Source organism: Chitinophagales bacterium (assembly GCA_013816805.1).
GTDB lineage: Bacteria > Bacteroidota > Bacteroidia > Chitinophagales > UBA10324 > MGR-bin340.
Genome location: JACDDS010000002.1, coordinates 158,065 through 179,991, shown reverse-complemented (window position 1 = coordinate 179,991; position 21,927 = coordinate 158,065). Strand labels below are relative to the sequence as shown.

Annotated in this window: 18 protein-coding genes; 10 read left to right on the top strand and 8 right to left on the bottom strand. The window is 40.0% G+C overall.

Annotated features, from left to right (window positions below; all coding sequences use genetic code 11):
• Positions 1-49 precede the first annotated feature (49 nt).
• On the bottom strand, positions 50-1,120 hold the full coding sequence (locus H0W62_02530; protein MBA3647418.1) for a ferritin-like domain-containing protein: 1,071 nt from the start codon (positions 1,118-1,120) through the stop codon (positions 50-52).
• A gap of 54 nt (positions 1,121-1,174) precedes the next feature.
• A complete protein-coding gene (locus tag H0W62_02525) occupies positions 1,175-2,743 on the bottom strand; it encodes a T9SS type A sorting domain-containing protein (protein ID MBA3647417.1) in 1,569 nt (522 codons plus the stop codon).
• Positions 2,744-2,968: 225 nt separating this feature from the next.
• On the opposite strand from H0W62_02525, the gene H0W62_02520 reads away from it, so the two are divergent.
• From H0W62_02520 to uvrA, 3 genes are all read left to right on the top strand, one after another.
• Entirely contained in the window at positions 2,969-4,006 is a 1,038-nt protein-coding gene (locus H0W62_02520; GenBank protein ID MBA3647416.1) for a histidine kinase, read from the top strand.
• A complete protein-coding gene (locus H0W62_02515) occupies positions 4,003-4,728 on the top strand; it encodes a response regulator transcription factor (protein MBA3647415.1) in 726 nt (241 codons plus the stop codon). Before H0W62_02520 ends, H0W62_02515 begins: the two co-directional genes overlap by 4 nt.
• A gap of 279 nt (positions 4,729-5,007) precedes the next feature.
• Positions 5,008-7,881 carry an excinuclease ABC subunit UvrA gene (uvrA, locus tag H0W62_02510; GenBank protein MBA3647414.1) on the top strand — a complete coding sequence of 958 codons (2,874 nt, stop codon included), beginning with the start codon at positions 5,008-5,010 and terminating at the stop codon, positions 7,879-7,881.
• Between the two features lie 408 nt (positions 7,882-8,289).
• Here uvrA and H0W62_02505 read toward each other — a convergent pair whose 3' ends face one another.
• The 4 genes from H0W62_02505 to H0W62_02490 all read right to left on the bottom strand — a co-directional run bounded on the left by H0W62_02505 (position 8,290) and on the right by H0W62_02490 (position 12,636).
• Complete coding sequence (locus H0W62_02505; GenBank protein MBA3647413.1) at positions 8,290-8,661, bottom strand: DUF3800 domain-containing protein; 372 nt, start codon at positions 8,659-8,661, stop codon at positions 8,290-8,292.
• Positions 8,616-9,026 carry a DUF3800 domain-containing protein gene (locus tag H0W62_02500; GenBank protein ID MBA3647412.1) on the bottom strand — a complete coding sequence of 137 codons (411 nt, stop codon included), beginning with the start codon at positions 9,024-9,026 and terminating at the stop codon, positions 8,616-8,618. The genes H0W62_02505 and H0W62_02500 overlap by 46 nt, the downstream gene beginning before the upstream one ends.
• Positions 9,027-9,035: 9 nt before the next feature.
• A complete protein-coding gene (locus tag H0W62_02495) occupies positions 9,036-11,921 on the bottom strand; it encodes a class I SAM-dependent DNA methyltransferase (GenBank protein ID MBA3647411.1) in 2,886 nt (961 codons plus the stop codon).
• 70 nt (positions 11,922-11,991) lie between these two features.
• Positions 11,992-12,636 (bottom strand): NAD(P)-binding domain-containing protein, encoded by a 645-nt coding sequence (locus H0W62_02490; GenBank protein MBA3647410.1) that lies wholly within the window; start codon positions 12,634-12,636, stop codon positions 11,992-11,994.
• Between the two features lie 144 nt (positions 12,637-12,780).
• Between H0W62_02490 and H0W62_02485 the strand changes: the two genes are divergently transcribed.
• From H0W62_02485 to kbl, 3 genes are all read left to right on the top strand, one after another.
• Positions 12,781-13,029 (top strand): GlsB/YeaQ/YmgE family stress response membrane protein, encoded by a 249-nt coding sequence (locus H0W62_02485; GenBank protein MBA3647409.1) that lies wholly within the window; start codon positions 12,781-12,783, stop codon positions 13,027-13,029.
• A gap of 55 nt (positions 13,030-13,084) precedes the next feature.
• Positions 13,085-13,606, top strand: coding sequence for an RNA 2',3'-cyclic phosphodiesterase (gene thpR, locus H0W62_02480; protein MBA3647408.1), 522 nt, complete (start codon positions 13,085-13,087; stop codon positions 13,604-13,606).
• 97 nt (positions 13,607-13,703) lie between these two features.
• Positions 13,704-14,900 (top strand): glycine C-acetyltransferase, encoded by a 1,197-nt coding sequence (kbl, locus tag H0W62_02475; protein ID MBA3647407.1) that lies wholly within the window; start codon positions 13,704-13,706, stop codon positions 14,898-14,900.
• Between the two features lie 16 nt (positions 14,901-14,916).
• Here kbl and H0W62_02470 read toward each other — a convergent pair whose 3' ends face one another.
• The gene (locus tag H0W62_02470) at positions 14,917-15,672 is read right to left on the bottom strand and encodes a segregation/condensation protein A (GenBank protein ID MBA3647406.1); all 756 of its coding nucleotides are present in this window, start codon (positions 15,670-15,672) and stop codon (positions 14,917-14,919) included.
• 199 nt (positions 15,673-15,871) lie between these two features.
• Between H0W62_02470 and H0W62_02465 the strand changes: the two genes are divergently transcribed.
• On the top strand, positions 15,872-17,794 hold the full coding sequence (locus tag H0W62_02465) for a 1-deoxy-D-xylulose-5-phosphate synthase (protein MBA3647405.1): 1,923 nt from the start codon (positions 15,872-15,874) through the stop codon (positions 17,792-17,794).
• 233 nt (positions 17,795-18,027) lie between these two features.
• On the opposite strand, the gene odhB is transcribed toward H0W62_02465, so the two are convergent.
• Positions 18,028-19,266 (bottom strand): 2-oxoglutarate dehydrogenase complex dihydrolipoyllysine-residue succinyltransferase, encoded by a 1,239-nt coding sequence (odhB, locus tag H0W62_02460; protein MBA3647404.1) that lies wholly within the window; start codon positions 19,264-19,266, stop codon positions 18,028-18,030.
• Between the two features lie 153 nt (positions 19,267-19,419).
• On the opposite strand from odhB, the gene H0W62_02455 reads away from it, so the two are divergent.
• Genes H0W62_02455 through H0W62_02445 form a run of 3 tightly spaced genes read left to right on the top strand, consistent with a single transcriptional unit; the run spans position 19,420 to position 21,914 of the window.
• Positions 19,420-20,088 (top strand): DUF2306 domain-containing protein, encoded by a 669-nt coding sequence (locus tag H0W62_02455; GenBank protein MBA3647403.1) that lies wholly within the window; start codon positions 19,420-19,422, stop codon positions 20,086-20,088.
• A gap of 31 nt (positions 20,089-20,119) precedes the next feature.
• Positions 20,120-21,160 (top strand): histidine kinase, encoded by a 1,041-nt coding sequence (locus tag H0W62_02450; protein MBA3647402.1) that lies wholly within the window; start codon positions 20,120-20,122, stop codon positions 21,158-21,160.
• A 4-nt stretch (positions 21,161-21,164) separates the two neighbouring features.
• Positions 21,165-21,914: a response regulator transcription factor gene (locus H0W62_02445; GenBank protein MBA3647401.1), complete on the top strand. Its 750-nt coding sequence runs from the start codon at positions 21,165-21,167 to the stop codon at positions 21,912-21,914.
• Positions 21,915-21,927: the final 13 nt, after the last annotated feature.

Sequence of the window (21,927 nt, the reverse complement as noted above, 5' to 3'; positions counted from 1 at the left end):
ATTATACGTAGACCGTAATAGGTGACCTGCCCGGGCGAGCCTCATTTGCTTATAAAGTCCTGGTAGCGTCATCGGCTGCGGTTGCTAATTTCGTCATATAATCAAGGAACTCCTGGCTCTGTCCTTTGAATACGTTTGATTTGATCAATCCTTTTACAAGGTGCATCGCACCGCCATTTACTGTGGCTGTTGGGCGAATCACAGTTACTAAAGGCAGCCCCTCACGAAGAAACTTGCAGGGACGCGGAAAGTGATGTCCGCCAATGTGATTTTTTTTCATGTCAGGAAATACCAAACCGTCGCCTGAGATTGCCTGAACCCCTTCCAGTGACTGATGAAAAGAGGCGAAAAAGTATGCCTCAGTAGGTCCAATGCTTGTTAGAATCTGAAGAACCTCAAGATTGCTGGCCTTCGGAATCATCGAGGGGTATATACTTGCTCCGTTCTGCTCGGTGGCAGCAAAATGGAATGCAGCACAATTGGCAATAAGCTGCATCTCCTTCTCCGATACATTATCAGAAAGCGGAATAACGGGTTTGCCCACAATGTCAACGGACTGGGGATAGATAGTACCAAAATCAGGGTTTCCAGTGTCGCGTTGGCGATTAAACCAGGTAGTATCCACCGTAACCTCCATAAGGTTGGTGAGCCTGCCTATGTCCTTAGCCCCTGTAGCTTTGCTGCTCGGAAGAGTGCGAAATTTATCCAGGCTTATTTCCGGATGGCCATTTGCTACGAGGTATGCGTTGATGAATTTCGCATGGCTTTGCTCGTCGTCGGTTACATCACAAACATAAGGAACCATCTCAGCTTCTATCAGGTTCAGGGCTTTTGCGTAAGCCTTATTGCCTGCTGCTAATTCGCAGTATTGAACCCAGAGTTCAGTCTCAATTAATTCACCTGCAGCAAGGAAGCTGAGTATTGCCACATCCCCCGCAGTCATTCCCGGACCTTCATTTGGAGATGCAAAGGCGGATAAGCCTCTGAACGTGCCCATTCCCAATCCAAGCCCGCCTACAAGAGCAGTTTTCTTCAAGAAAGAACGGCGGGATGTCATTGACTTATAAATTGTGTCAGTCAATTCCTGTTCTCCCATTGTGTTTTTGATTTTGTTTGTCATTACTTTTTTTTTAATTGTTCAGAGAAAATTTCAATTTCTATTGATCTTGATTTACTACTGCTTAATGATTTTATAATTCACCGTCTTTCTATTTTCAATTATGCTGATGTTATAAACCCCTGCCGGCAGCATTTTTACATTGAATGTGTAATCACCACTCAGAGCAGTTGCTTTTTCAAAAACTTTTCCTGATACATCAGTAATTAAAATAGTATTTGCGGCAGATTGGGATAAGCCTTGAACATGCAGAACATCTGTAACCGGGTTTGGGTAGAGACGAAAGAATGGTGATTTCCTTTCATTAATGATATCTGTAACATTTAATCTGCTTACATTATTTGTAAGCAAAGTTGCATCTCCGTTATATCTTGCCACAGCAAAATCATTGCTTCCGCTAATAGCTCTGGTGTCGCCTGCCGCTACAATTTTACCGTCTGGTTGAATAGCTATAGCAAATGCATCATCACCACTGCCGCCACTAAAATCAGTAGCAACTTTTCCATCTCCGCTAAATGTATTGTCGAGCGTTCCATTTGTATTGTATCGTGCCAAAGTAAAGTCGTAGTCGGTACCTGGCTTGGAATATCCTGCTACTACGATTTTACCATTTGCCTGGATGGCTACTGCATAAGCATCGTCAACACCCCCAAATTCTGTTGTAACTTTTCCAGATCCGTTAAATAAATTATCAAGTGTGCCATCAACATTGAATCTTGCCAAAGCCCAATCTTCATCACCCTGAATGGTATATCCTGCCACTACAATTTTTCCATCAGGTTGAATAGCAACAGATTTTCCAAAATCATAACCCCCAATATCTGCGATCACTTTTCCATCTCCGCTGAACGTATTGTCAAGTGTACCGCTAACATTGTATCGGGCTAACCCAAAATCACTAAAATCATTTCCGGCATTTGTATCTCCTGCTACTACGATTTTGCCATCTGGCTGAATAATTACAGCATATGCTTCAGAATACGTATCTACCCCAAAATTTGTAATAATTTTCCCGCTTCCTCCGAATGTATTGTCGGGAGTGCCGTTAGCATTGTATCGTGCTAATGCATAATCAGAACCAAACTTATTTGTAAAGCCAATTACTACAATTTTACCGTCTGACTGAATAGCGACAGAGTGAGCCTCATCTGAACCGCCGTTATTGAAATCCGTAGTCACCTTTCCGTCTCCGCTGAATGAATAGTCCAGCGTGCCATTTATATTATATCGGGCTACTGCAAAATCATACACTCCGGTTGAACTCGTATTTACATTCGTTTTCCCTGCTACCACAATTTTTCCATCGACCTGAATGGCGACAGAGTAAGCTAAGTCCTCAAGGCCAAAATCTGTTGTAACTTTTCCGCTTCCACCAAAGGTTTTATCAAGCCTGCCATTTTTATTGTACCGTGCTACTGCAAAGTTGTTTCCTGTAAGTGTATAACCCGCAACCACAATTTTTCCATCTGGTTGTATGGCAACTGATCTTCCAAAATCATTACCACCAAAATCCGTAATAACTTTTCCTGTTTTTTTAAAAGTCGTGTCCAAAGTACCTGCCTGCCCAAAGATTAAATTGATGTTCAATATCATTAAACATGTGATGAGTAAACTAATCAGTTTCATTTTTTTTGAGTTTTTAAATGGAAAATATTGTGTATTAATTTTTTAAATTTTGAGATCAATAAATAATCTCAGTCCAAAAGAAAGAAGCATAAGCTCCAAAAAAAAAACATTTACATTAAGCAACTGAACTTCTTGATTAACGCATTTGCTTTTACTTAATAATGTTTTTGATATAGGTGATGTAAAAGATTAAATGAAGGCTGAACGCTTTAGTATTTTTGTAATATGATGAATCACAAATGGAAAATGACAGGAAAGGAAAATTGGTTGCAGCTTTTGTGGTGGCTGTGTTTATATATTTTTTGGATAATTGTATTTCAAAAAAGAGAGTTTTCGTTTTCCAGAACTGCTACTGTAGAATTTTGCTACCTTATATTTATTGCAGCTAATTTCTATTTCAATATTTATTTCGCAATTCCCAGGTTCTTATATCAAAAGAAATATGTTGAGTTTGTGTGCATAGCGCTTGCAGGTATTATAATTGCAGCCTTATTAAGAGTTCCGTTAGCCACTTATCTTAACCAACATCGTTTTCTTGTTGGCAAACCACAACCTGGTTTTTCAAAACTATTTATAAATTCATTGCTTAATATTTTTATTTGGGTTGTTTGCATTATATCCGGCAAACTAATCATAGACCGGTTCCGGTTTCAGAAATATGTTGATGCAATGGCAAAAGAAAAAGAAAAAGCAGAGCTTGATTTTTTAAATGCTCAATTCAATCCGCATTTTTTATTTAACTCCATAAATTCTATTTACGGGCATATTGACAAACATAATGCTACTGCCAGGGATATGCTTCTTACTTTTTCTGACATGCTGAGGTACCAGTTATACGAATGCAATAGCAATTCCATCAATATTGATAAAGAAATAAATTATATTAAAAACTATGTGGCGTTACAACAGTCACGAAAAGAAGAAACTCTTTCAGTCAATCTTACCATTGCCGAAAATATAAAAGGCTTTACGATTGCCCCTTTATTGTTTATCGCATTTATTGAAAATGCTTTTAAATATGTTGGCGGCAGCGATGAAAAAGAAAACAGTGTTAATATCTCATTTCAACAGGAAGAAAATATTTTACTTTTTAAAGTGAGTAATACCAAAGAAACCAGCAATAACAATAGCATAAAGCATGAAGGGATTGGAATTGATAATGCAAAACGCAGGCTGGCATTGCTTTATCCTCAAAAATACACGTTGGTTATTAATGAGAAAGAGCATCTTTATGAGGTACTTCTAAATGTGCAATTAACATGAAATTAAACTGCATTATAGTAGATGATGAGCCGGTAGCAAGGAAATTACTGGAAGAATATATGGAAGATGTAGATTTTTTGCAGTTGGTTGGCAAAGCCGAAAATCCTATAAAAGCCGCTATTTTGCTTAACAGCAATAAAACTGATTTACTATTTCTTGACATTAATATGCCCAAAATGAATGGCATTGAATTCCTGCGCAGTTTAACAGTATTACCACTAACCATTATGACAACCGCTTATACCGAATATGCCATTGAAGGTTTTGACCTGGCTGTTGTAGATTACCTTGTAAAGCCATTTTCTTATGAACGGTTTTTAAAAGCTTGTATCAAAGCAAAAGAATATTTCGAACTCAAAAACAGGCAAACCAAAAGCAAAGGCAATGAAACCGACCTGAACTATTTTTTTGTAAAATGCGAAGGTAAAATAGAAAAGATTTTATACGATGAACTAATGTTTGTAGAAGCCATGCTAAACTATGTAGTGCTGCATACAGAAGATAGAAAGTTGATTGCTTACTTAACAATTAAGGGAATTGAAGAACAACTTCCTGGCAGTATTTTTTTGAAAATTCATAAGTCAACGATTGTCAATATAAATAAAATTAAAAGTATAGAAGGCAATGAAATAAATATGGGCAAAGCAAAAATCGCTATCAGTCAAAACCTGCATGAAAGTGTAATGAAAGAAATCCTGAAAGATAAAATGATAAAGAGGTAAATATCAATTTAGGACACTGAACAATTTATAAGTTATCAAATAGTAAAATAAAATTAGAAAGAGCAGAACAAAAGCGAGGAAGAAAAAATATAAAGTGAATTATAAGCATGCTTAACGCTTATTTCCAATAATAACCAGCATCTTAAGATAAAGTATAAGTAAAGACCTCTTTCGAACCTTCTCCCTTTTTCATCGGTTTAGTCCTTAACTTTGCAGACTTTTTTATTTCACCATACTTATTTAACAGGTATCAAAGATAGGTTTGATACTTCCTGCCGAATGCCCGTAACAAAAACCAAAATACAGAGTGCTTCTCCTATTAGTGAGCCGGAACAGGAATTCCTTGAAGTGCTGGGTGCGCGCGTGCACAATCTGAAAAATATTGATGTGAAAATCCCACGGAATAAATTTGTGGTGATCACCGGTATCAGCGGCAGCGGAAAATCTTCCCTGGCCTTTGATACCATCTATGCTGAAGGTCAGCGCCGTTACATGGAAAGTCTGTCTGCGTATGCGCGGCAGTTCATCGGCGGCATGGAGCGCCCCGATGTGGACCAGATCACAGGGTTAAGTCCTGTCATTTCAATAGAGCAAAAAACGGTAAATAAAAATCCGCGATCCACAGTAGGCACCATCACAGAAATTTATGATTTCATGCGCCTGCTTTTTGCCCGCGCAGGAGAGGCCTACTCTTTTGAGACCGGCGAAAAAATGGTTCGCTATACGGAAGATCAGATCCTTGAGCATGTAAAAGAAAATTTCAGGGATGAAAAAATTGTTTTACTCGCTCCTTTGGTAAGAGGCCGAAAGGGACATTACCGCGAGCTATTCGAGCAGATCCGGAAACAGGGTTATTTAAAAGTGCGGGTAAACGGTGAAATAGTGGAAGTGAAAAGCAAAATGCAGGTAGACCGCTATAAGGTACACGATATTGAAGCTGTAGTGGATCGCATTGAGATTACGGACAAATCCACAGAACGGTTAGAGAAATCGGTTTCCCTTGCTTTGAAAATGGGAAAGGGATTGGTGCTGATTATGTCAGTAGATGATAATAAAGTGCAAAGCTTCAGCAAGACATTGATGGATCCCGTGTCGGGCATCTCCTACGAAGAGCCTTCACCGAATACTTTTTCTTTTAACTCGCCGTACGGAGCTTGTCCCCACTGCAAGGGATTGGGATTTGTATATGAGATTAACCGGAATGTCATTATGCCTGATGATTCAAAAAGCATAAACGACGGCGGTATCATTCCTCTTGGCGAAGTGCGTGATAATTTCATTTACCAGCAGGTTCGCGCAATTGCAAATAAATACAAGTTTACTCTTGCAACTCCCATAAAAAAAATCCCTAAAGAAGCATTAAACATGATTCTCTATGGATCAAAGGAAGAGAAAGTGGAAGTTGCTTTAAGTTATAGTGAGGCAGGGAACCAGTTGTATTCTACCGAATTCGAGGGTCTCATCAATATGATTTACCGGTATTACCGTGAGGCGAGCTCTGACGGATTGAGACTATGGGCGGAAGAATTTATGGACGCCATTGCCTGCCCGGTGTGTAACGGAACGCGCCTGAAAAAAGAATCTCTGTTTTTCAAACTTGCAGGAAAAAATATTTCTGAGCTGGCGCAGCTGGGTATCTCTGAATTGAAAAAATGGTTTGATGAAGTAGAAGCTCTTCTTACCGAAAAACAACTGTTGATTGGAAAGGAAGTAATAAAGGAAATCCGTTCGCGGATCGGGTTCCTGCTGGATGTAGGGTTGGAATACCTCACACTTGACCGTGCATCCCGGTCGCTTTCAGGCGGTGAATCACAGCGCATCCGGTTAGCTACTCAGATCGGATCTCAATTAGTCGGTATTACTTACATTCTGGACGAGCCAAGCATTGGTCTTCACCAGAGAGATAACCAGCGCCTTATTAAAGCATTAAAGGAATTAACGGAAGCAGGCAATTCAGTGTTAGTGGTAGAACATGATAAAGATATTATGCTTGCTGCCGACTACGTAATTGACTTGGGTCCTGGGGCTGGGGAGCACGGAGGTTATTTGGTAAGCGAAGGTGCTCCGCAGGAATTTAATGAGCAATCGTCACTCACAGTAGATTACCTGGCGGGAAAAAAATCAATAACAGTTCCTGAAAGAAGAAGAAAAGGGAATGGACAGTTTCTTCACCTGATCGGTGCAAAAGGAAATAATCTGAAAGATGTTTCAGTAAACTTACCCTTGGGAAAATTAATTTGCATAACGGGTGTTTCAGGCAGTGGCAAATCTTCACTCATTACTGAAACACTCTATCCTATTCTTAACCAGTATTTTTTTAACTCCAGAAAAAAGGCTCTTGAGTACCGGGCAGTTGAAGGGCTGAAGCTGATTGATAAAGTGATTGAGATTGATCAGTCACCGATTGGCAGAACGCCAAGATCGAATCCTGCAACATACATTTCTGTGTTTTCAGATATCAGGGAATTATTTGCACTGATACCGGAGTCAAAAATCCGGGGATACAAAACCGGCAGGTTTTCTTTTAATGTAAAAGGCGGAAGATGCGAAGAATGCCAGGGGGGTGGTATGAAGCTGATCGAAATGAATTTTCTTCCTGACGTATATGTAGAATGTGAAAAATGTCTTGGCAAGCGTTACAACCGTGAAACACTGGAAGTCCGCTACCGTGGAAAATCAATCAGCGATGTTTTGGAAATGACGGTAGATGAAGCGGTAGCATTTTTTGAGAAAATGGCGAAAATCCATCGCAAGATAAAGACGATGCAGGATGTTGGGTTAGGTTATATACGGCTGGGACAACAAGCTACTACGTTAAGCGGTGGTGAAGCGCAACGCGTAAAGCTTTCGACCGAGCTTTCAAAAAGAGATACAGGAGCAACTTTTTATATCCTGGATGAACCCACCACGGGTCTTCATTTTGAAGACATCCGTGTGTTAATGGAAGTGCTCAGCAAACTGGTTGACAAAGGAAATACGGTTCTCATCATCGAACATAATATGGACGTAATAAAACTCGCCGACTACATCATTGACCTGGGACCGGAAGGAGGCAACGGCGGAGGGTATATTATTGCAGAAGGGACACCGGAAGAGGTGGCTAAAAACAAAAAAAGTTTTACAGGGGAATTTTTAAGAAGGGAACTGAATTGATTAGTAATAGGTGGAATAGATAGTTTGTGTCGATTAAAGATAAAATTTTTACAGTCACTGTATATCCTGGAACCAGCCAAAGTAACCAATATATGAATACAAACTCAGGTGCTATTCTTAAACCATCTTTTTATTTTCCACTCTCAACCTCACACAATCCTTTTTTACAAAGAGCTCTTTGTTTTTTATCCCTGATGGCAAGCCTTGTTATGCACATTTGCCCACGCCTAACTCCAGGGTTTCAGTTATTTGTTATCTGTGAAGATAGGAGCGGTCGCGTGCGAGTGCAGGCAATTCAGAAATATCTATCTACCTTTGTATTACCGTCACGCAAAACCGAAAACCCAAATGATGTTTGGGAAACCTGCAAAAGGTAGCCAAGAGGCGTAGGTTTTACGGACGGTTTTTTTATTGCTGCAATTTGAAGTTCCATATTGTGAATCGTTGATTGTTTCTGAGTGTATTTTCACTTAAATTTTTTAGCCCTGCACTTTGCGCAATATAATTTGCCAATTCAATTTTACTCTTCTTTGATTCGGTAAGCAAGGGGTATCCGTTCTTCTGGTATCCCATTGCACCAAGGATGAGGTCGCTGATTTGAAGTAAATCACTTTGCTTCGATTCTACAGGCTCAATGGCTACAAAGGGGTTGAAGTCAATTTCAAACTTTTTGTTCATCCCTGAATTGAGAACCTTCTTGAGAGTATTCAATTTATATTTTGTCTGTCGCTGATCTAGGTGAACTGCAAATCGAACAGGTTTGTCTTTGTTACAATACACTTTTCCAAAACAATGAAGCAGCAACTGGTAAAAGAATTTATAGAAGCCCAGCTCCTTGTCTCCTTTGTTGAACTTTCTATGATTACCTGATGGTTATCAATGATGATGCTGTGAAAATGAATATTGTCAGTATTATTGAGAGCGAAAAAATAATCAACAAACCGTTTGTACTCATTTAATTTTTGTGATGAAACTTTTGACCACTTCAATTCAGCATTCATATTCTCTTCAGCTCGGAATTTTTTCATGGTTTCATTGAACTGCGGGATGTCTCCCTTGTTCATAATGATTCCGCCTAAAACCATATAACGATCTTTACTTTGACGGCTTTCATCGCAGTAGATATAATTAACTGAGATGGACATGATTATTTCTTATTTTTTAAACAACCCTTCTCCTTCATCTATCCTCAACCTCACACAATCCTCCGTCACAAATTGCTCTTTGTTTTTTATCCATACTGGCAACCCTGGGGAAGTCACTTCTTTTCCTTTTGTTTCCAGCGCTGCGACTTCGAGATTGAGTTCTAGCAATTGTTCAAGAATATCTTTTTCAGAGGAGAAACCATAAGCATTCATCACAGCTTCATCGAGCGCGGCATGTAAATTTTTGAGCGGATTTTTGCCGGGCGTTTCGAGTGAGGTGTAGAGTTCGCGCAGCGTGAGGCGATATTGCTCGATCATTTTGTTTCGGTAGGCGCGCAACTCAACTGCGGCTTTGGTTACTTGCTCGACTTGCTTTTGTGTGGGATGTTGTGGGAAAGGAAAGGTATCCCAAACAGTTGTAGTTGTGTATCGAAAATCTCCTCTCATGGTTGAGCATCTTTCTAACCACCAACGCCAATGGTGTTCTGATGAAATAATTCCGAAAGAATAATCATCATTGAATACAAAAGTTGTTAGCGCATCATTGGGATGAATTTCAGGTGAAATAAACTCAAAGATTTTTCTTTTGGAAACGCGCGAGCAAGCAATATATCTACCAAATGAATTTATTTCTCCGAGCATTTCTTGCCTTGATCTCCACAATTTCCACCAAGTTTCAAGATGCTCAATCATTCCATTTAATTTTATTTTACCATTTTTCTCCAATTCAGCTTTCTTCAAAATAGCTGGGTAAACTTTTTCATTAATAATCTTGAAAAGCTCTTTATATTGCTGTACTTCGATGATGTTGTCAAGAGTTGAAAAATCCATTACGAATCTGCCCGGTTGCGAAAAAACAGTTCCTACCAATTCATCGCCAATCAAAAATGGCTTAAGTACTACGCTGTATTCAGAATGTTTCTGCAACATCTTCAATCCATCTTTCATGGACAGAAGAAATCCTTCGTGCCCGTGTGTTTGTCCCTGAAAACATTTCTTGGGGTGCTTGTTGCATTCCAGAACTTTTGCTGCGGTTACATCAGTTTGCAAACTGAGGGAGCTGTTGATGTAGGATAGGCGATGCGGCAAAAGTTCTTCGCCGTTCTCAGAGGTGTAAAGAGTTTTTACTCTATCAAATTTTCCTTTCTTCCAGCATGCAAGGGAAACATGCACGGCTGCTTCACCACTCCATTTTTTACTTGACACCGCTTCAATAATTTCTCCGCCGTTGTGCGTGATGTAATCCAAACTTCCTTCGCGGCTGTAGTTCTGGCGAATCGTATTCGTTCCGACCAATCCTGCAAAAGAATTTTCTTTCAGTTGCCTGTGCGCTTTGTAAAACCAATAGACACAGAAATCAGCACGACCGGGAACTTCTGTATATGCGGCGCGTAGCTTGTTCATGTACTCAGCGCCAAATTCCTGCTGCATTTTATTCTTGCTCTGAAACGGCGGGTTGCCGATAATGGCATCGGTTTCAGGCCACTGAGTGAACAAGGCATCGGCACATAAAATATTTAAATCAAGGTTGTCGAGCGGCAATGCACGCTCGCGGTCGTAGGCCTCACCTGTATCAAGCAAGGAGAGTTCTTTAGCTACCATCAACGTCACCTTCGCAAGCTCAACCGCATATTCATTGGTATCAATTCCGAAAAATTGCTTCGTGCTTACGAATGGATTCTCCATCAAAAACTTTTTGAAGCGATTTCCTTCTGCAAGCTTTACAGACTGTGCGCGAATAAGAGTAAGCAATCGCTTCTCAATAATTTTCATTTCACGAAAAGCCACGAACAAAAAATTTCCGGAGCCGCAAGCAGGATCAAGCACTTTGAATTGGCGAAGTGCATTCAGCAAATTATACAATTCGTCGAGTGAAGCTGCTTTATCAATCCGTTCCGTCCATGGTCGCACGATCACGGGATACACAATCATCTTAATGTCAGCTTCACTGGTATAATGTGCTCCGAGCGTGTGCCGCTCACCGGCATTCATTCCCGCTTCGAAGATGCTGCCGAAGATGGCGGGGTTTACTTCGTCCCAGTTTTGCCGTGCTGCACTTGCGAGCAAATTTATTTCCTGTTCCCGAAGATCAATGGCATTAACGATGCTGAACAAACCTCCGTTGAAATATTGAACATCTTTAAATTTTCCTGCCGCGGCTGGCTTTGGGTTATTCATTTGCCTGAATAGTCCGCTGATGAGATCGTAATTAACTGATTTGTCCTTTTCACACTCCTCAAGAATTCGGGTAAAAATTTTTTCAGGAAGTAACTGCACGTCTTCAGAAAACATTGCGACCACACACTGAAGAATGTAACGCAGTGCTTCATCAGTGGCAATCGTGCCACCGACACGTTTCTTGTCAGTCATCTGCTTGTATGCATTGCTTACACGATATGCAGCTTCCTTAGATACTTTTTCCCAATCCGCACCAAAGGAAGGATTGAGTGGTTTGGGAAGAAGAAAATAAAATGATTGTTCACGCTTGGGCAGCTGGTCGAACTTCACGCGGTCTACCGGCTCATAAATATTTTTGTTGAAGTCGTAAATCCAGAACTCATCGAAGTTGCAGAGGATGGTATATTGCGGACGATCAGGCACGAGCTTCATCCAGTAATCAAATGACTGCTGGAAATGTTTTTGCAAATCTTCGCCGCTCTTTTTCATTTCGATGAGCACGCGCGGCTTCCAAACCAGATCGGCATACCATTGTGCTTTGTGCTTTTCGTTATGGATACGAAACTCACACGAGGCACCCGCACCTTTTAATCCATCTTCATAACCGAGGGCAAGAAAGAAATGATCAAGAAAGATTTGTGCTTCGCCGGCTTCATCCCCTGCTATGTGCTTTGTGCAATAGTCAACAAATTTTTGCAAATCCTGATCATGATGCATACCGTTTCGAAAGATAAAAATATCTTTTCAATGGAATCAAATGGATGCTCATTATGTCCGGGCGAAATTGCTATTTCTTTAATAATGTAAATGCATGGTTCCATGTATTTGTGCTCGCGCCATAAATCACCCACAGTATACACATCGGCTCTAGCAGCCGCGCTCCTTCAATGCCGCCTATATCAATAGGATTCCATCCAAACTTCAATAAGATATCCTTCACCTTTTCTTTCGCATCCTTATTATTTCCGCAGTAAAACATATCGGGAGTGCCTTCGGGAAAATTGGGATTTACCATCAGCGTATTACCAACGGTGTTGAATGCCTTTACCACAGACGAATCTTTCAACCAGCGCTGCACCTGTTCGCCTCCTGAATCTGTATGACCTAAAGCAAGACCCGGAGGCATTCCTTTTGAAAAATCAAGTGGATTAGTAACATCCACTACAACTTTTTCCATAAAGTTTTCGATGTCCGCAAGCTGCAATGCATTTTCTGTTCCTGACCAAAGCGTACATAGGAAAATCATTTCACCAAAAGAAGCAGCATCGGCAAAGGTTCCTATGCTTGCCGAAGCACCGGTTTTTTCTGCCCAGGTCTTAAGCTTTTCATTGTCGGCACTTCGTGATCCAATCATCACGTCATGACCAATACGGGTAAGTCCGGTTCCAAGTGCCCGGCCTACATCCCCTGATCCAAGTATCCCAATTTTCACAAATTAATTTTTAGTAAAGGAATAAAATATATTCACAAATAAAGTTCAGTAAAATTATTCCAGCTAGGGAAAAGAAATGAAAATGCGATTGCAAATTAGTTTTTGCTATATTTCGAAAATAATTCAACCAAAAATAATTCAACCATGAATTTTTTGTACTTCATTTTAATTGGTGCCGTAGCAGGCTTCCTTGCCGGTAAAATTATGAAAGGCTCCGGTTACGGATTGATAGGTGATATAATAGTAGGAGTTATCGGGGGTTTGATAGGAGGCTGGCTTTTTGGCCTTATGGGCATTGCAAATGGAGGACTCATTGGAGCTCTTATAACTGCTGTAGTGGGTGCCGTTGTTCTGATCTGGATACTAAGGTTAGTGTCGGGTAAGAGAACCTAATACCGATCACGGTTTCTTCAGAAGTTTAATCAGGGGAGAATGAACTTTTTATTTTATGAAAAGACTCTTCTTTGCTATTCCTTTGCCTAAAGAAATTAAGAAGCAGATTAATTATTCCTTTCCTCCGAAGTCTTTCCATGGCATCAGGTGGATAGGCGAAGAAGATATGCATATCACTGTTCACTTTCTTGGAGCCACCGGGGAAGAAGAGTTGCCGCAGGTTTTGAAAAAAGCCGAGGGCGTTTGTGAATCCGTTTTTTCTTTTGAATTGAAGTTTGCTTCTTATAAAACAATTGTAAAAGACAGAAAACCAATAATGGTCTGGGCACAGTTTGAAGAGAATAATACGTTTGAAGATATATGTCTAAAATTCAGAGAAAGTTTTCCGACGGAAGAAAAGAGAAAACCCGCTCCGCATCTTACACTGGCCCGGATAAAACAATTACACAAGCTGCCGTTTGATCTTCCAAAAGAATTTCCCTTTTCTTTTATTGCGCATGAAATAGATCTAATGGTGTCGCAACTTCATGCCGACGGAGCAAAATATGAACTGGTTAAAAGCTGGTATTTAAATTGATTTTTGTCTGAAGAAACTTTCAGAATGCAGTCTCTTTTAAAGTAATCCATTTTAAAGTAATCCATTTGTATTTACAACTTTTAAATCTTAATGATTTATGTATACCATACAAACACGCCTGCTGAAAGAGCTTGAAGAAATCAGGAATTCTGGTCTTTATAAAAATGAGCGCATCATTTCCTCACCACAGGGTGCAGAAATAGTGGTGAACGGCAAAACAGTTTTAAATTTTTGTGCAAATAATTACCTGGGTTTGAGCTCCCATCCAAAAACTATTGAAGCTGCAAAAGAGACTATTGACACTCACGGCTATGGCATGTCAAGCGTGCGGTTTATTTGTGGCACACAGGACATCCATAAAAAACTGGAGGAAAAAGTTTCTGCATTTCTTGGCACCGAAGAGACCATTCTATACGCAGCTGCCTTTGATGCGAATGGAGGAGTGTTTGAACCTTTATTTAATGAAGAGGATGCCCTGATTAGTGACGAGCTGAATCATGCCTCGATTATCGATGGAATCAGGTTGTGTAAAGCGCAGCGGTTTCGCTATAAGAATAATGATATGAATGATCTGGAGGCGCGTTTAAAGGAAACGCAATCGGCACGGACCCGCGCCATAGTTACCGATGGCGTCTTCAGCATGGATGGCACTATTGCACAATTGGATAAAATTGCAGAGCTCGCGGAGAAGTATGGTGCAATAGTTATTGTAGATGATAGCCATGCCAGTGGGTTTATGGGTAAAACGGGCAGAGGCACTCATGAATACCGTGGTGTAGTGGGAAAGATTGACGTAATAACTTCCACTCTTGGAAAGGCTCTCGGAGGCGCGTCCGGGGGTTTTATATCCGGCAGAAAAGAGATAATTGATTTGCTCCGTCAAAGATCCCGGCCTTATCTGTTTTCAAACACACTTGCTCCCTCTATTGCAGGCGCTTCCATAGCAGTGCTGAATATGCTAAGTGAAAATACGGCACTTAGAGACAAATTGGAATCCAATACAAAATATTTCCGGATGCAAATGACAGAAGCGGGCTTTGACATTAAGCCCGGCGAGCATCCGATTACTCCCGTAATGCTGTATGATGCAGTACTCGCTCAAAAGATGGCGGACCAGTTGTTGAAAGAAGGTATTTATGTGATCGGATTTTTTTATCCGGTGGTTCCTAAAGGTCTTGCAAGAATACGGGTTCAGATTTCAGCCGCGCATGAGCAACATCACCTTGATAAGGCTATTGAAGCATTTATAAAGGTGGGGATGGAGCTTGAACTACTGAAGAAGCAATTAGTATAAAAGGAAATACTGCTAATTATGCTGCTGCTTTATTTACCCAAAAATTATTCAGGCCCAAACCGGTTTGAATAATAATTAATTTCTGCTGTATCATTTCAAGAAGGGCAAGAAATGTAAAAACTGCATGTATGCGGTTTTCGCAATTAGTAAATACTTGATTAAATGCTAGATTCTTTTCACTTTCTAAGAGATGTAAGACATAATTTTTTTGACCTTCAATGGTAAACGGGTAATTGACTACGTAATGAACCGGTTTATTCTTATTTTCTTCGAAGCGATTCATGACCTTATCGAAGGCCTTGAGTAATTTAAAGAGGGTTAGCTGGTGCAATTCCGCTTCTCCTGTCCAGGCCTCAGAGACTGCTTTTAATTCTGCCTTCATATTTCCCCTCTCAAATTGCTTACTGCGTTCTTCTTCAAGAGAACGAAAATCATCCAGAATTTCTTTATACCGCCTATATTCCAGCAATTGTTGCACTAAATCCTTGCGCGGATCTATTTCATTACCTGAATCATCTATGTCTTTTCTTGGCAGAAGCATCTTTGCTTTAATACGCATCAGAGTTGCTGCTACCACTATAAATTCACTCGCTAATTCTATATTCAGCACACTCATTTTATTCAGGTAAATGAGAAAATCCTGGGTGATTTTTGCTATTGGAATATTGTATATATCCAGTTCGTCGCGCTCAATGAAGAATAACAATAAATCAAACGGACCTTCAAACTCCGGCAGCTTTATCTCATATGTAACCGGAGTTTCAGAAATCATCTAACAAAATTATTCTATGCGCTGCGCTAATGCTAAAGCGGATGAAAAGACATGTTAACAGTATAATTCTGTATGCAGCGGGAATTGTATTAAACTTTTCCAAAATAATAACCCCTGGAAATCAGATATTTAAAACGTTTCGTATGTTGCTTTATTGAGTAATCTCTAATTTAGCAATTCAATTGTTCACATCCTGGAAATGGAAATTAATGCAGGTGACCTTCTTTCGGAAATTAATTATCCGGCGGATCTTAGAAAACTAGGCAAAGACAAGCTGCACCAGGTTAGCGAAGAATTGCGCCAGTACATAATTGATTCCGTTTCTGTATATGGCGGACATTTCGGGGCGAGCCTGGGTGTAGTGGAACTTACCGTTGCAATTCACTACGTTTTTAATACGCCGTATGATCAGCTGATCTGGGATGTAGGCCACCAGGCTTACGGGCATAAGATTTTGACAGGAAGAAGAGGAAGGTTTCATACTAATAGGAAATATAAAGGTATAGCCGGATTCCCTTCACGTTTTGAAAGTGAATATGATACGTTTGGCGTTGGGCACTCTTCCACATCCATATCAGCCGGTGTAGGGATGGCAGTAGCAAGTAAATATAAGGGTGAAAAAGACCGTCAGCATATAGTGGTGATCGGAGATGGTGCATTAACCGCCGGCCTGGCATTTGAAGGGTTAAATCATGCGGGGGTATCCGACACTAATCTGCTCATTATTCTTAATGATAATTGCATGAGCATAGATCCCAATGTGGGTGCACTTAAAGAATACCTTACAGACATCACTACCTCGCATACTTATAATAAAACACGCGACAAGATTTGGAGATTTTTTGGAAGATTAGGAGGTAAGGGGGCTCAAAAACATTTATCCAACTGGGAAGCAAGCCTGAAGGGCGCCATTTCTAAAAGCAGTAACATCTTTGAAGCACTTAATCTTCGCTATTTTGGACCTGTAGATGGGCACAACGTAAACCGGCTGGTAGAAATCCTTGAAGATTTGAAACATATTCCTGGCCCGAAATTATTGCATTGTATCACTACCAAGGGAAAAGGTTACTCTCTGGCGGAACGGGACCAAACCAAGTGGCATGCACCGGGCTTGTTCGATAAAGTGACTGGAGAGATTACAAAGAAAAGTTCTGATCAGCCTTCCCCTCCGAAGTATCAGGATGTTTTTGGCTATACGATTGTGGAGCTCGCTGAAAAAAATCCGAAGATTGTAGGGATAACACCTGCGATGCCTTCTGGCTCTTCGCTCAATTTGATGATGAACCTGATGCCTGACCGCGCTTTTGACGTTGGAATTGCTGAGCAGCACGCAGTCACCTTTGCTGCCGGACTGGCAACGCAGGGATTGATTCCGTTTTGTAATGTATACAGCACTTTTTTGCAGCGGGGCTATGATCAGGTAATCCACGATGCTGCTATTCAGAAACTGCCCGTTATTTTTTGCCTTGACCGCGGGGGCCTCGTGGGTGAAGATGGAGTTACTCATCAGGGTGCATTTGATCTGGCATATATGCGGATGCTTCCAAACATGGTGGTAAGTGCGCCAATGAATGAAGAGGAATTGCGTGACCTGATGTATACTGCACAGCTTGAAAAATATCAGGGGCCTTTTTCCATCCGGTATCCGCGTGGTGAAGGTGTAATGGTGGAATGGAAAAAGCCTTTTAAGGAGATAGAAATAGGCAGAGCAAGAAAAATTTGTGATGGAGAGCAGGTTGCAATTTTAAGCATTGGCCACCCAGGCAATTTTGTTATGGAAGCCTGTAAGCAATTGCGTTCCGATGAAATCTTTCCGGCTCATTTTGACATGCGTTTTGTGAAACCTCTTGATTCAGAATTACTTCATGAAATATTTTACAAATTCAGGAAAATTATTACTGTTGAAGATGGTGTAATTGCAGGAGGCTTCGGAAGCGCTATATTGGAATTTATGTCCGAGCATAATTATTCCGCAGAAATAAAACGCCTGGGCATTCCCGATAAATTTGTGGAACACGGCTCGCTTAAAGAATTGTACCATGAGTGCGGCTTCGATGCAGACAGTATTGCAGATGCAGTGAGAATTATGGTAAAAGATTCAGTAGCGGTGAGTGTAAGGTAAGACTCAAAGGTCTTTGGCAGGAATCTTCTCAATTTTTCCATTTCGCTCAAATACAAGGTATCCTCCGGCTTTCTTCTCCTTCTTAATCAGCCGGCGAATAGCTAATTGAACCCCCTGAAAATCTTTTCACCTAAATCTTTTCTTTCTTTATCCGTTATGTTTTCTTTCATAGATGTTATTCCAGTTTTCACTATTGCAACCGCCAATAATATCGAGATTCTTATAGACATAAATTACATCCCCAGCATCGCTTTCACCGGATCGTTTCCAATAAGCATCTGTTCAGGATGTTCCAGTAATTCTTTTACCCTCACAAGGAAGCTAACTGATTCACGCCCATCAATGATCCTGTGATCATAGCTTACTGCCACATACATCATCGGCCGTATTACCATTTGACCATCTACCACTACAGGGCGCTCCTGTATTTTATGCATTCCAAGAATTGCAGATTGGGGAATGTTAATAATGGGTGTAGACATTAATGAGCCGAAAACACCACCATTAGTGATGGTAAAAGTGCCACCACTCATTTCATCGGGCGAGAGCTTATTATCCCGTCCACGTTTTGCCAGATCCGCTACTTTTAATTCAATCTCCGAAAAAGAGAGGGATTCCGCATTTTTAATTACAGGTACTACCAGCCCTTTAGGTGTAGAGATAGCAACAGAAATGTCACAGTAATCATGATAAATTATTTCATCTCCATCAATAAATGCATTTACTGCCTGCCAATCCTGCAAAGCATAGCAAACTGCCTTGGTGAAAAAGGACATAAAACCCAAACCGACACTGAATTTTTCTTTAAATAAGTCTTTATATTTTGAACGGATATCCATAACAGGTTTCATATCCACTTCATTAAAAGTGGTAAGCATGGCCGTGGTATTTTTAGCCGTCACCAAATGCTTGCTCACTGTCTTCCGCAATGAGCTCATCTTTTCCCTGCGCTCATCACGGCTGAATGCCTTTTTTTGCTGTGCGCCGTTCTTTAACGTATTTAAAATATCCGCTTTAATTATTCGGCCATCCTTGCCGGTGCCATTTGTAATTTCTGCACCGCTCTCCCGAATTAATTTGTCAGCTGCAGGTGAAGGAATATTTTTAGCGTACGTATCTCCTGCAGTTATTTCATTTTTTGCTGTTTCAGGAATGTTCCCTTTAGCTAAGACTTCCGATTTTGGTTCTTGTTTCTTTTCTTCTTTCACAGGTGCTTCGTTATTCTCAGATGCGCTAACCTCCGTATCGATTCTGCATAAAATATCTCCGATTTTTAATGCGGATTTTTCTTCAGCTTCAATTTTCAGCTGACCAGATTTTTCTGCTGTAAGTTCAAAGGTTGCCTTTTCCGATTCCAGTTCACAGATCACCTCATCCTGTAAAACCAAATCACCATCTTTCTTAAGCCATTTCGATAGAGTAACTTCATTTATAGATTCACCAACTGCGGGCACCTTAATTTCAATTAGCATAGCGGGATAATTGATGGTAAAGTTACTTTTCTTTTTACTGGTGTTAAGCAGCTTAACCGGCATAAATCACTTTCAACCGCTCATGAAACACTTCCATCCCATTTAGCCTACAACTGAAATGAATAAGTAATTTTTTTACAAAAATTTATTTATATGGATCTGTTTTTTAAGACATTATTAGCACTTCACATTGCTTCTGGCTTTACAGCACTAACGAGCGGCTTAATTCCAATGTTTTCAAAGAAGGGAGGAAACATTCACAGGCGATTCGGTATGGTCTATTTTTGGGCAATGTTTGGCGTCTTTTGTACGGCTATACCCATGTCGTTCATGCACACAAATTTCTTTCTTTTTGCCATAGGGATATTCAGCTTCTACCAAACCTTTACGGGTTATCGGCACACAAAGATTAAGAACAACATGATAGTTCCAATACCTGATAAAATTTCTACGTGGATTACTTTTAGTACCAGCATTTGCATGATTGTTTACTCCGTTTATCTCGCAATGCATTCCATCTGGCAACCTGCAAGTGTTCTTACAGTGTTCGGAGCGATTTGCCTGCTGCTAACGGTACATGACTTACAGCGATACCGGCGGCTGAAAAAATCCATGCAGGATAAACAGGCCTGGTATTTTGGACATATTACGCGCATGGCAGGTTCCTACATAGCAACATTTACTGCTTTTGCAATAACGAATCTTATTTTTCTCCCTTCCATAATTGCCTGGCTGGCACCTACCGTTATTGGAGTATTTTTAATAACCAGGTCAGTAAATTATTATAAGAATAAGTTTAGAATGAAAACGTCCACAGCATAATTTTATATAGTATTTACCGGCTTTACAGAAAATGAGAAGAGTATCTTTTTCCCGCTTAAACTGGTTGCTGGTAATTCTTATTGGAATATTTCCTCCTGTATTTTTATTCTTAAGTCAATGGCTGATTAATGGATTTAGAACTGGTGACCAGGTATGGATGGATTTTTTTAGTTCGGCTTTGTTTTCAATCGCAGTAACCATTTTACTCTTTTACGGAATAACGTTTATTGTCCACTGGTTACAGAAACAATATCCCTGGAATAAAAAGGCAGGGGAGCGATTAATTATCGAATTGATATGCGTAATAGGTTATGCAATCACTTGCATGTTGGTATTTTCATTAATAGTAAATGCCCTTTTTTTTCACGTTACTTATTTAAAAAGTTATCTGTTTCAGAATGAAATTCTTGCTGTTGTTATTTCAATAATAGTCACCATGTTCATGGAAAGCAGGGGACTTTTCATCAATTGGAAAGTTTCACTGATTCGCTCTGAACAATTGAAAAAAGAGATGGTGCAGGCGCAATATGAAGCACTGAAAAACCAGGTAAATCCTCATTTCCTGTTTAATAGCTTGAATACCCTTTCATCACTTGTATATAAAGATCCCGAAAAGGCAGTTCAATTTATAATTGAGTTTTCTAAAATGTACAGGTATGTTCTGGAGAAGAGTAACAATGCATTGGTGGAAGTATCCAGCGAAGTGGATTTTGTAAACTCCTATTTCTTTTTACAAAAAATCAGGTTTGGCGAAAGCTTGGTAGTACACATGGACATTCCTGTAAGAAATATGCACCAGTTGATACCACCATTATCTTTGCAATTGCTTGCCGAAAATGCAATAAAGCACAACGAAGTTTCTGTAGAAAATCCATTACAGATTACTACAACTGTTGAAAATGATTTTTTAATGATGAGGAACAATTTGCAATTGCGCAATGATAAGATGGAATCTACAGGAATTGGATTAAAAAATCTGAACGCCCGCTATGAAACGATTACTGAGAAACTGATGGAGCATCGTATTGAAGGGCATTTTTATATTGCGAAAATTCCAATGTTAGAGGAATAACATGATACGCATATTAATTATTGAAGATGAAGCAATAGCAGCCGAACGGTTAGAAGCACTTATTCAAAAGGTCGAACCGCTTATGGAGGTTGTTATGAAGCTTGGTTCTGTTAAATCAACGGTAAAATGGCTCAAGGAAAATTCTGTCGATCTTATTTTTATGGACATCCATCTTTCCGACGGAAACAGCTTTCAGATTTTTGATCAAATCAATATCAGCGCCCCTGTTATTTTTATTACGGCATATGATCAATATGCTCTTAAAGCTTTTAAAGTAAACAGCATAGATTATCTGCTGAAACCCATAGCTGAAGAGGACCTCAGCGTTGCTATAAAAAAATTTAAAGGCATAAAAAATAATACTGCTGATTTACAGCCTTTGCTGGAATGGATGCATCAACAGAAGCCCGCTTATCAGAAGCGCTTTATGGTAAGCACAGGTAAAAAAATAATAAAACTGGATGCCAATGAAGTGGCATATTTCTTTATAACTGATAAAGTAGTAATTCTTCAAAGTAAAGAACAGTATCTAAAATTTTCTATAGATTATACGCTCGATAACCTTGAAGAAATATTAGATCCTGATGATTTTTTTCGCATCAACCGTAAAATAATTGTGAGTATTCACTCAATTACCAGTATGTCATCTTATGGACGAGGTAGAATTTTTTTGGAGCTGAAACCCAAGCCTGAATTTGAAACTATAGTGAGTATAGACCGGTCAGCAGCATTTAAAAATTGGCTGAACGGGTAATAAGGTAAATAAC

Excerpts from the sequence above, each read along its gene's own strand:
- H0W62_02530 (MBA3647418.1), bottom strand. The coding sequence starts at position 1,120 with ATGACAAACAAAATCAAAAACACAATGGGAGAACAGGAATTGACTGAC.
- H0W62_02495 (MBA3647411.1), bottom strand. The coding sequence starts at position 11,921 with ATGCATCATGATCAGGATTTGCAAAAATTTGTTGACTATTGCACAAAG.
- H0W62_02455 (MBA3647403.1), top strand. The coding sequence starts at position 19,420 with ATGGATCTGTTTTTTAAGACATTATTAGCACTTCACATTGCTTCTGGC.
- uvrA (MBA3647414.1), top strand. The coding sequence starts at position 5,008 with ATGCCCGTAACAAAAACCAAAATACAGAGTGCTTCTCCTATTAGTGAG.
- thpR (MBA3647408.1), top strand. The coding sequence starts at position 13,085 with ATGAAAAGACTCTTCTTTGCTATTCCTTTGCCTAAAGAAATTAAGAAG.
- odhB (MBA3647404.1), bottom strand. The coding sequence starts at position 19,266 with ATGCTAATTGAAATTAAGGTGCCCGCAGTTGGTGAATCTATAAATGAA.
- H0W62_02515 (MBA3647415.1), top strand. The coding sequence starts at position 4,003 with ATGAAATTAAACTGCATTATAGTAGATGATGAGCCGGTAGCAAGGAAA.
- H0W62_02525 (MBA3647417.1), bottom strand. The coding sequence starts at position 2,743 with ATGAAACTGATTAGTTTACTCATCACATGTTTAATGATATTGAACATC.
- H0W62_02465 (MBA3647405.1), top strand. The coding sequence starts at position 15,872 with ATGGAAATTAATGCAGGTGACCTTCTTTCGGAAATTAATTATCCGGCG.
- H0W62_02470 (MBA3647406.1), bottom strand. The coding sequence starts at position 15,672 with ATGATTTCTGAAACTCCGGTTACATATGAGATAAAGCTGCCGGAGTTT.
- kbl (MBA3647407.1), top strand. The coding sequence starts at position 13,704 with ATGTATACCATACAAACACGCCTGCTGAAAGAGCTTGAAGAAATCAGG.
- H0W62_02450 (MBA3647402.1), top strand. The coding sequence starts at position 20,120 with ATGAGAAGAGTATCTTTTTCCCGCTTAAACTGGTTGCTGGTAATTCTT.
- H0W62_02500 (MBA3647412.1), bottom strand. The coding sequence starts at position 9,026 with ATGTCCATCTCAGTTAATTATATCTACTGCGATGAAAGCCGTCAAAGT.
- H0W62_02485 (MBA3647409.1), top strand. The coding sequence starts at position 12,781 with ATGAATTTTTTGTACTTCATTTTAATTGGTGCCGTAGCAGGCTTCCTT.
- H0W62_02520 (MBA3647416.1), top strand. The coding sequence starts at position 2,969 with ATGATGAATCACAAATGGAAAATGACAGGAAAGGAAAATTGGTTGCAG.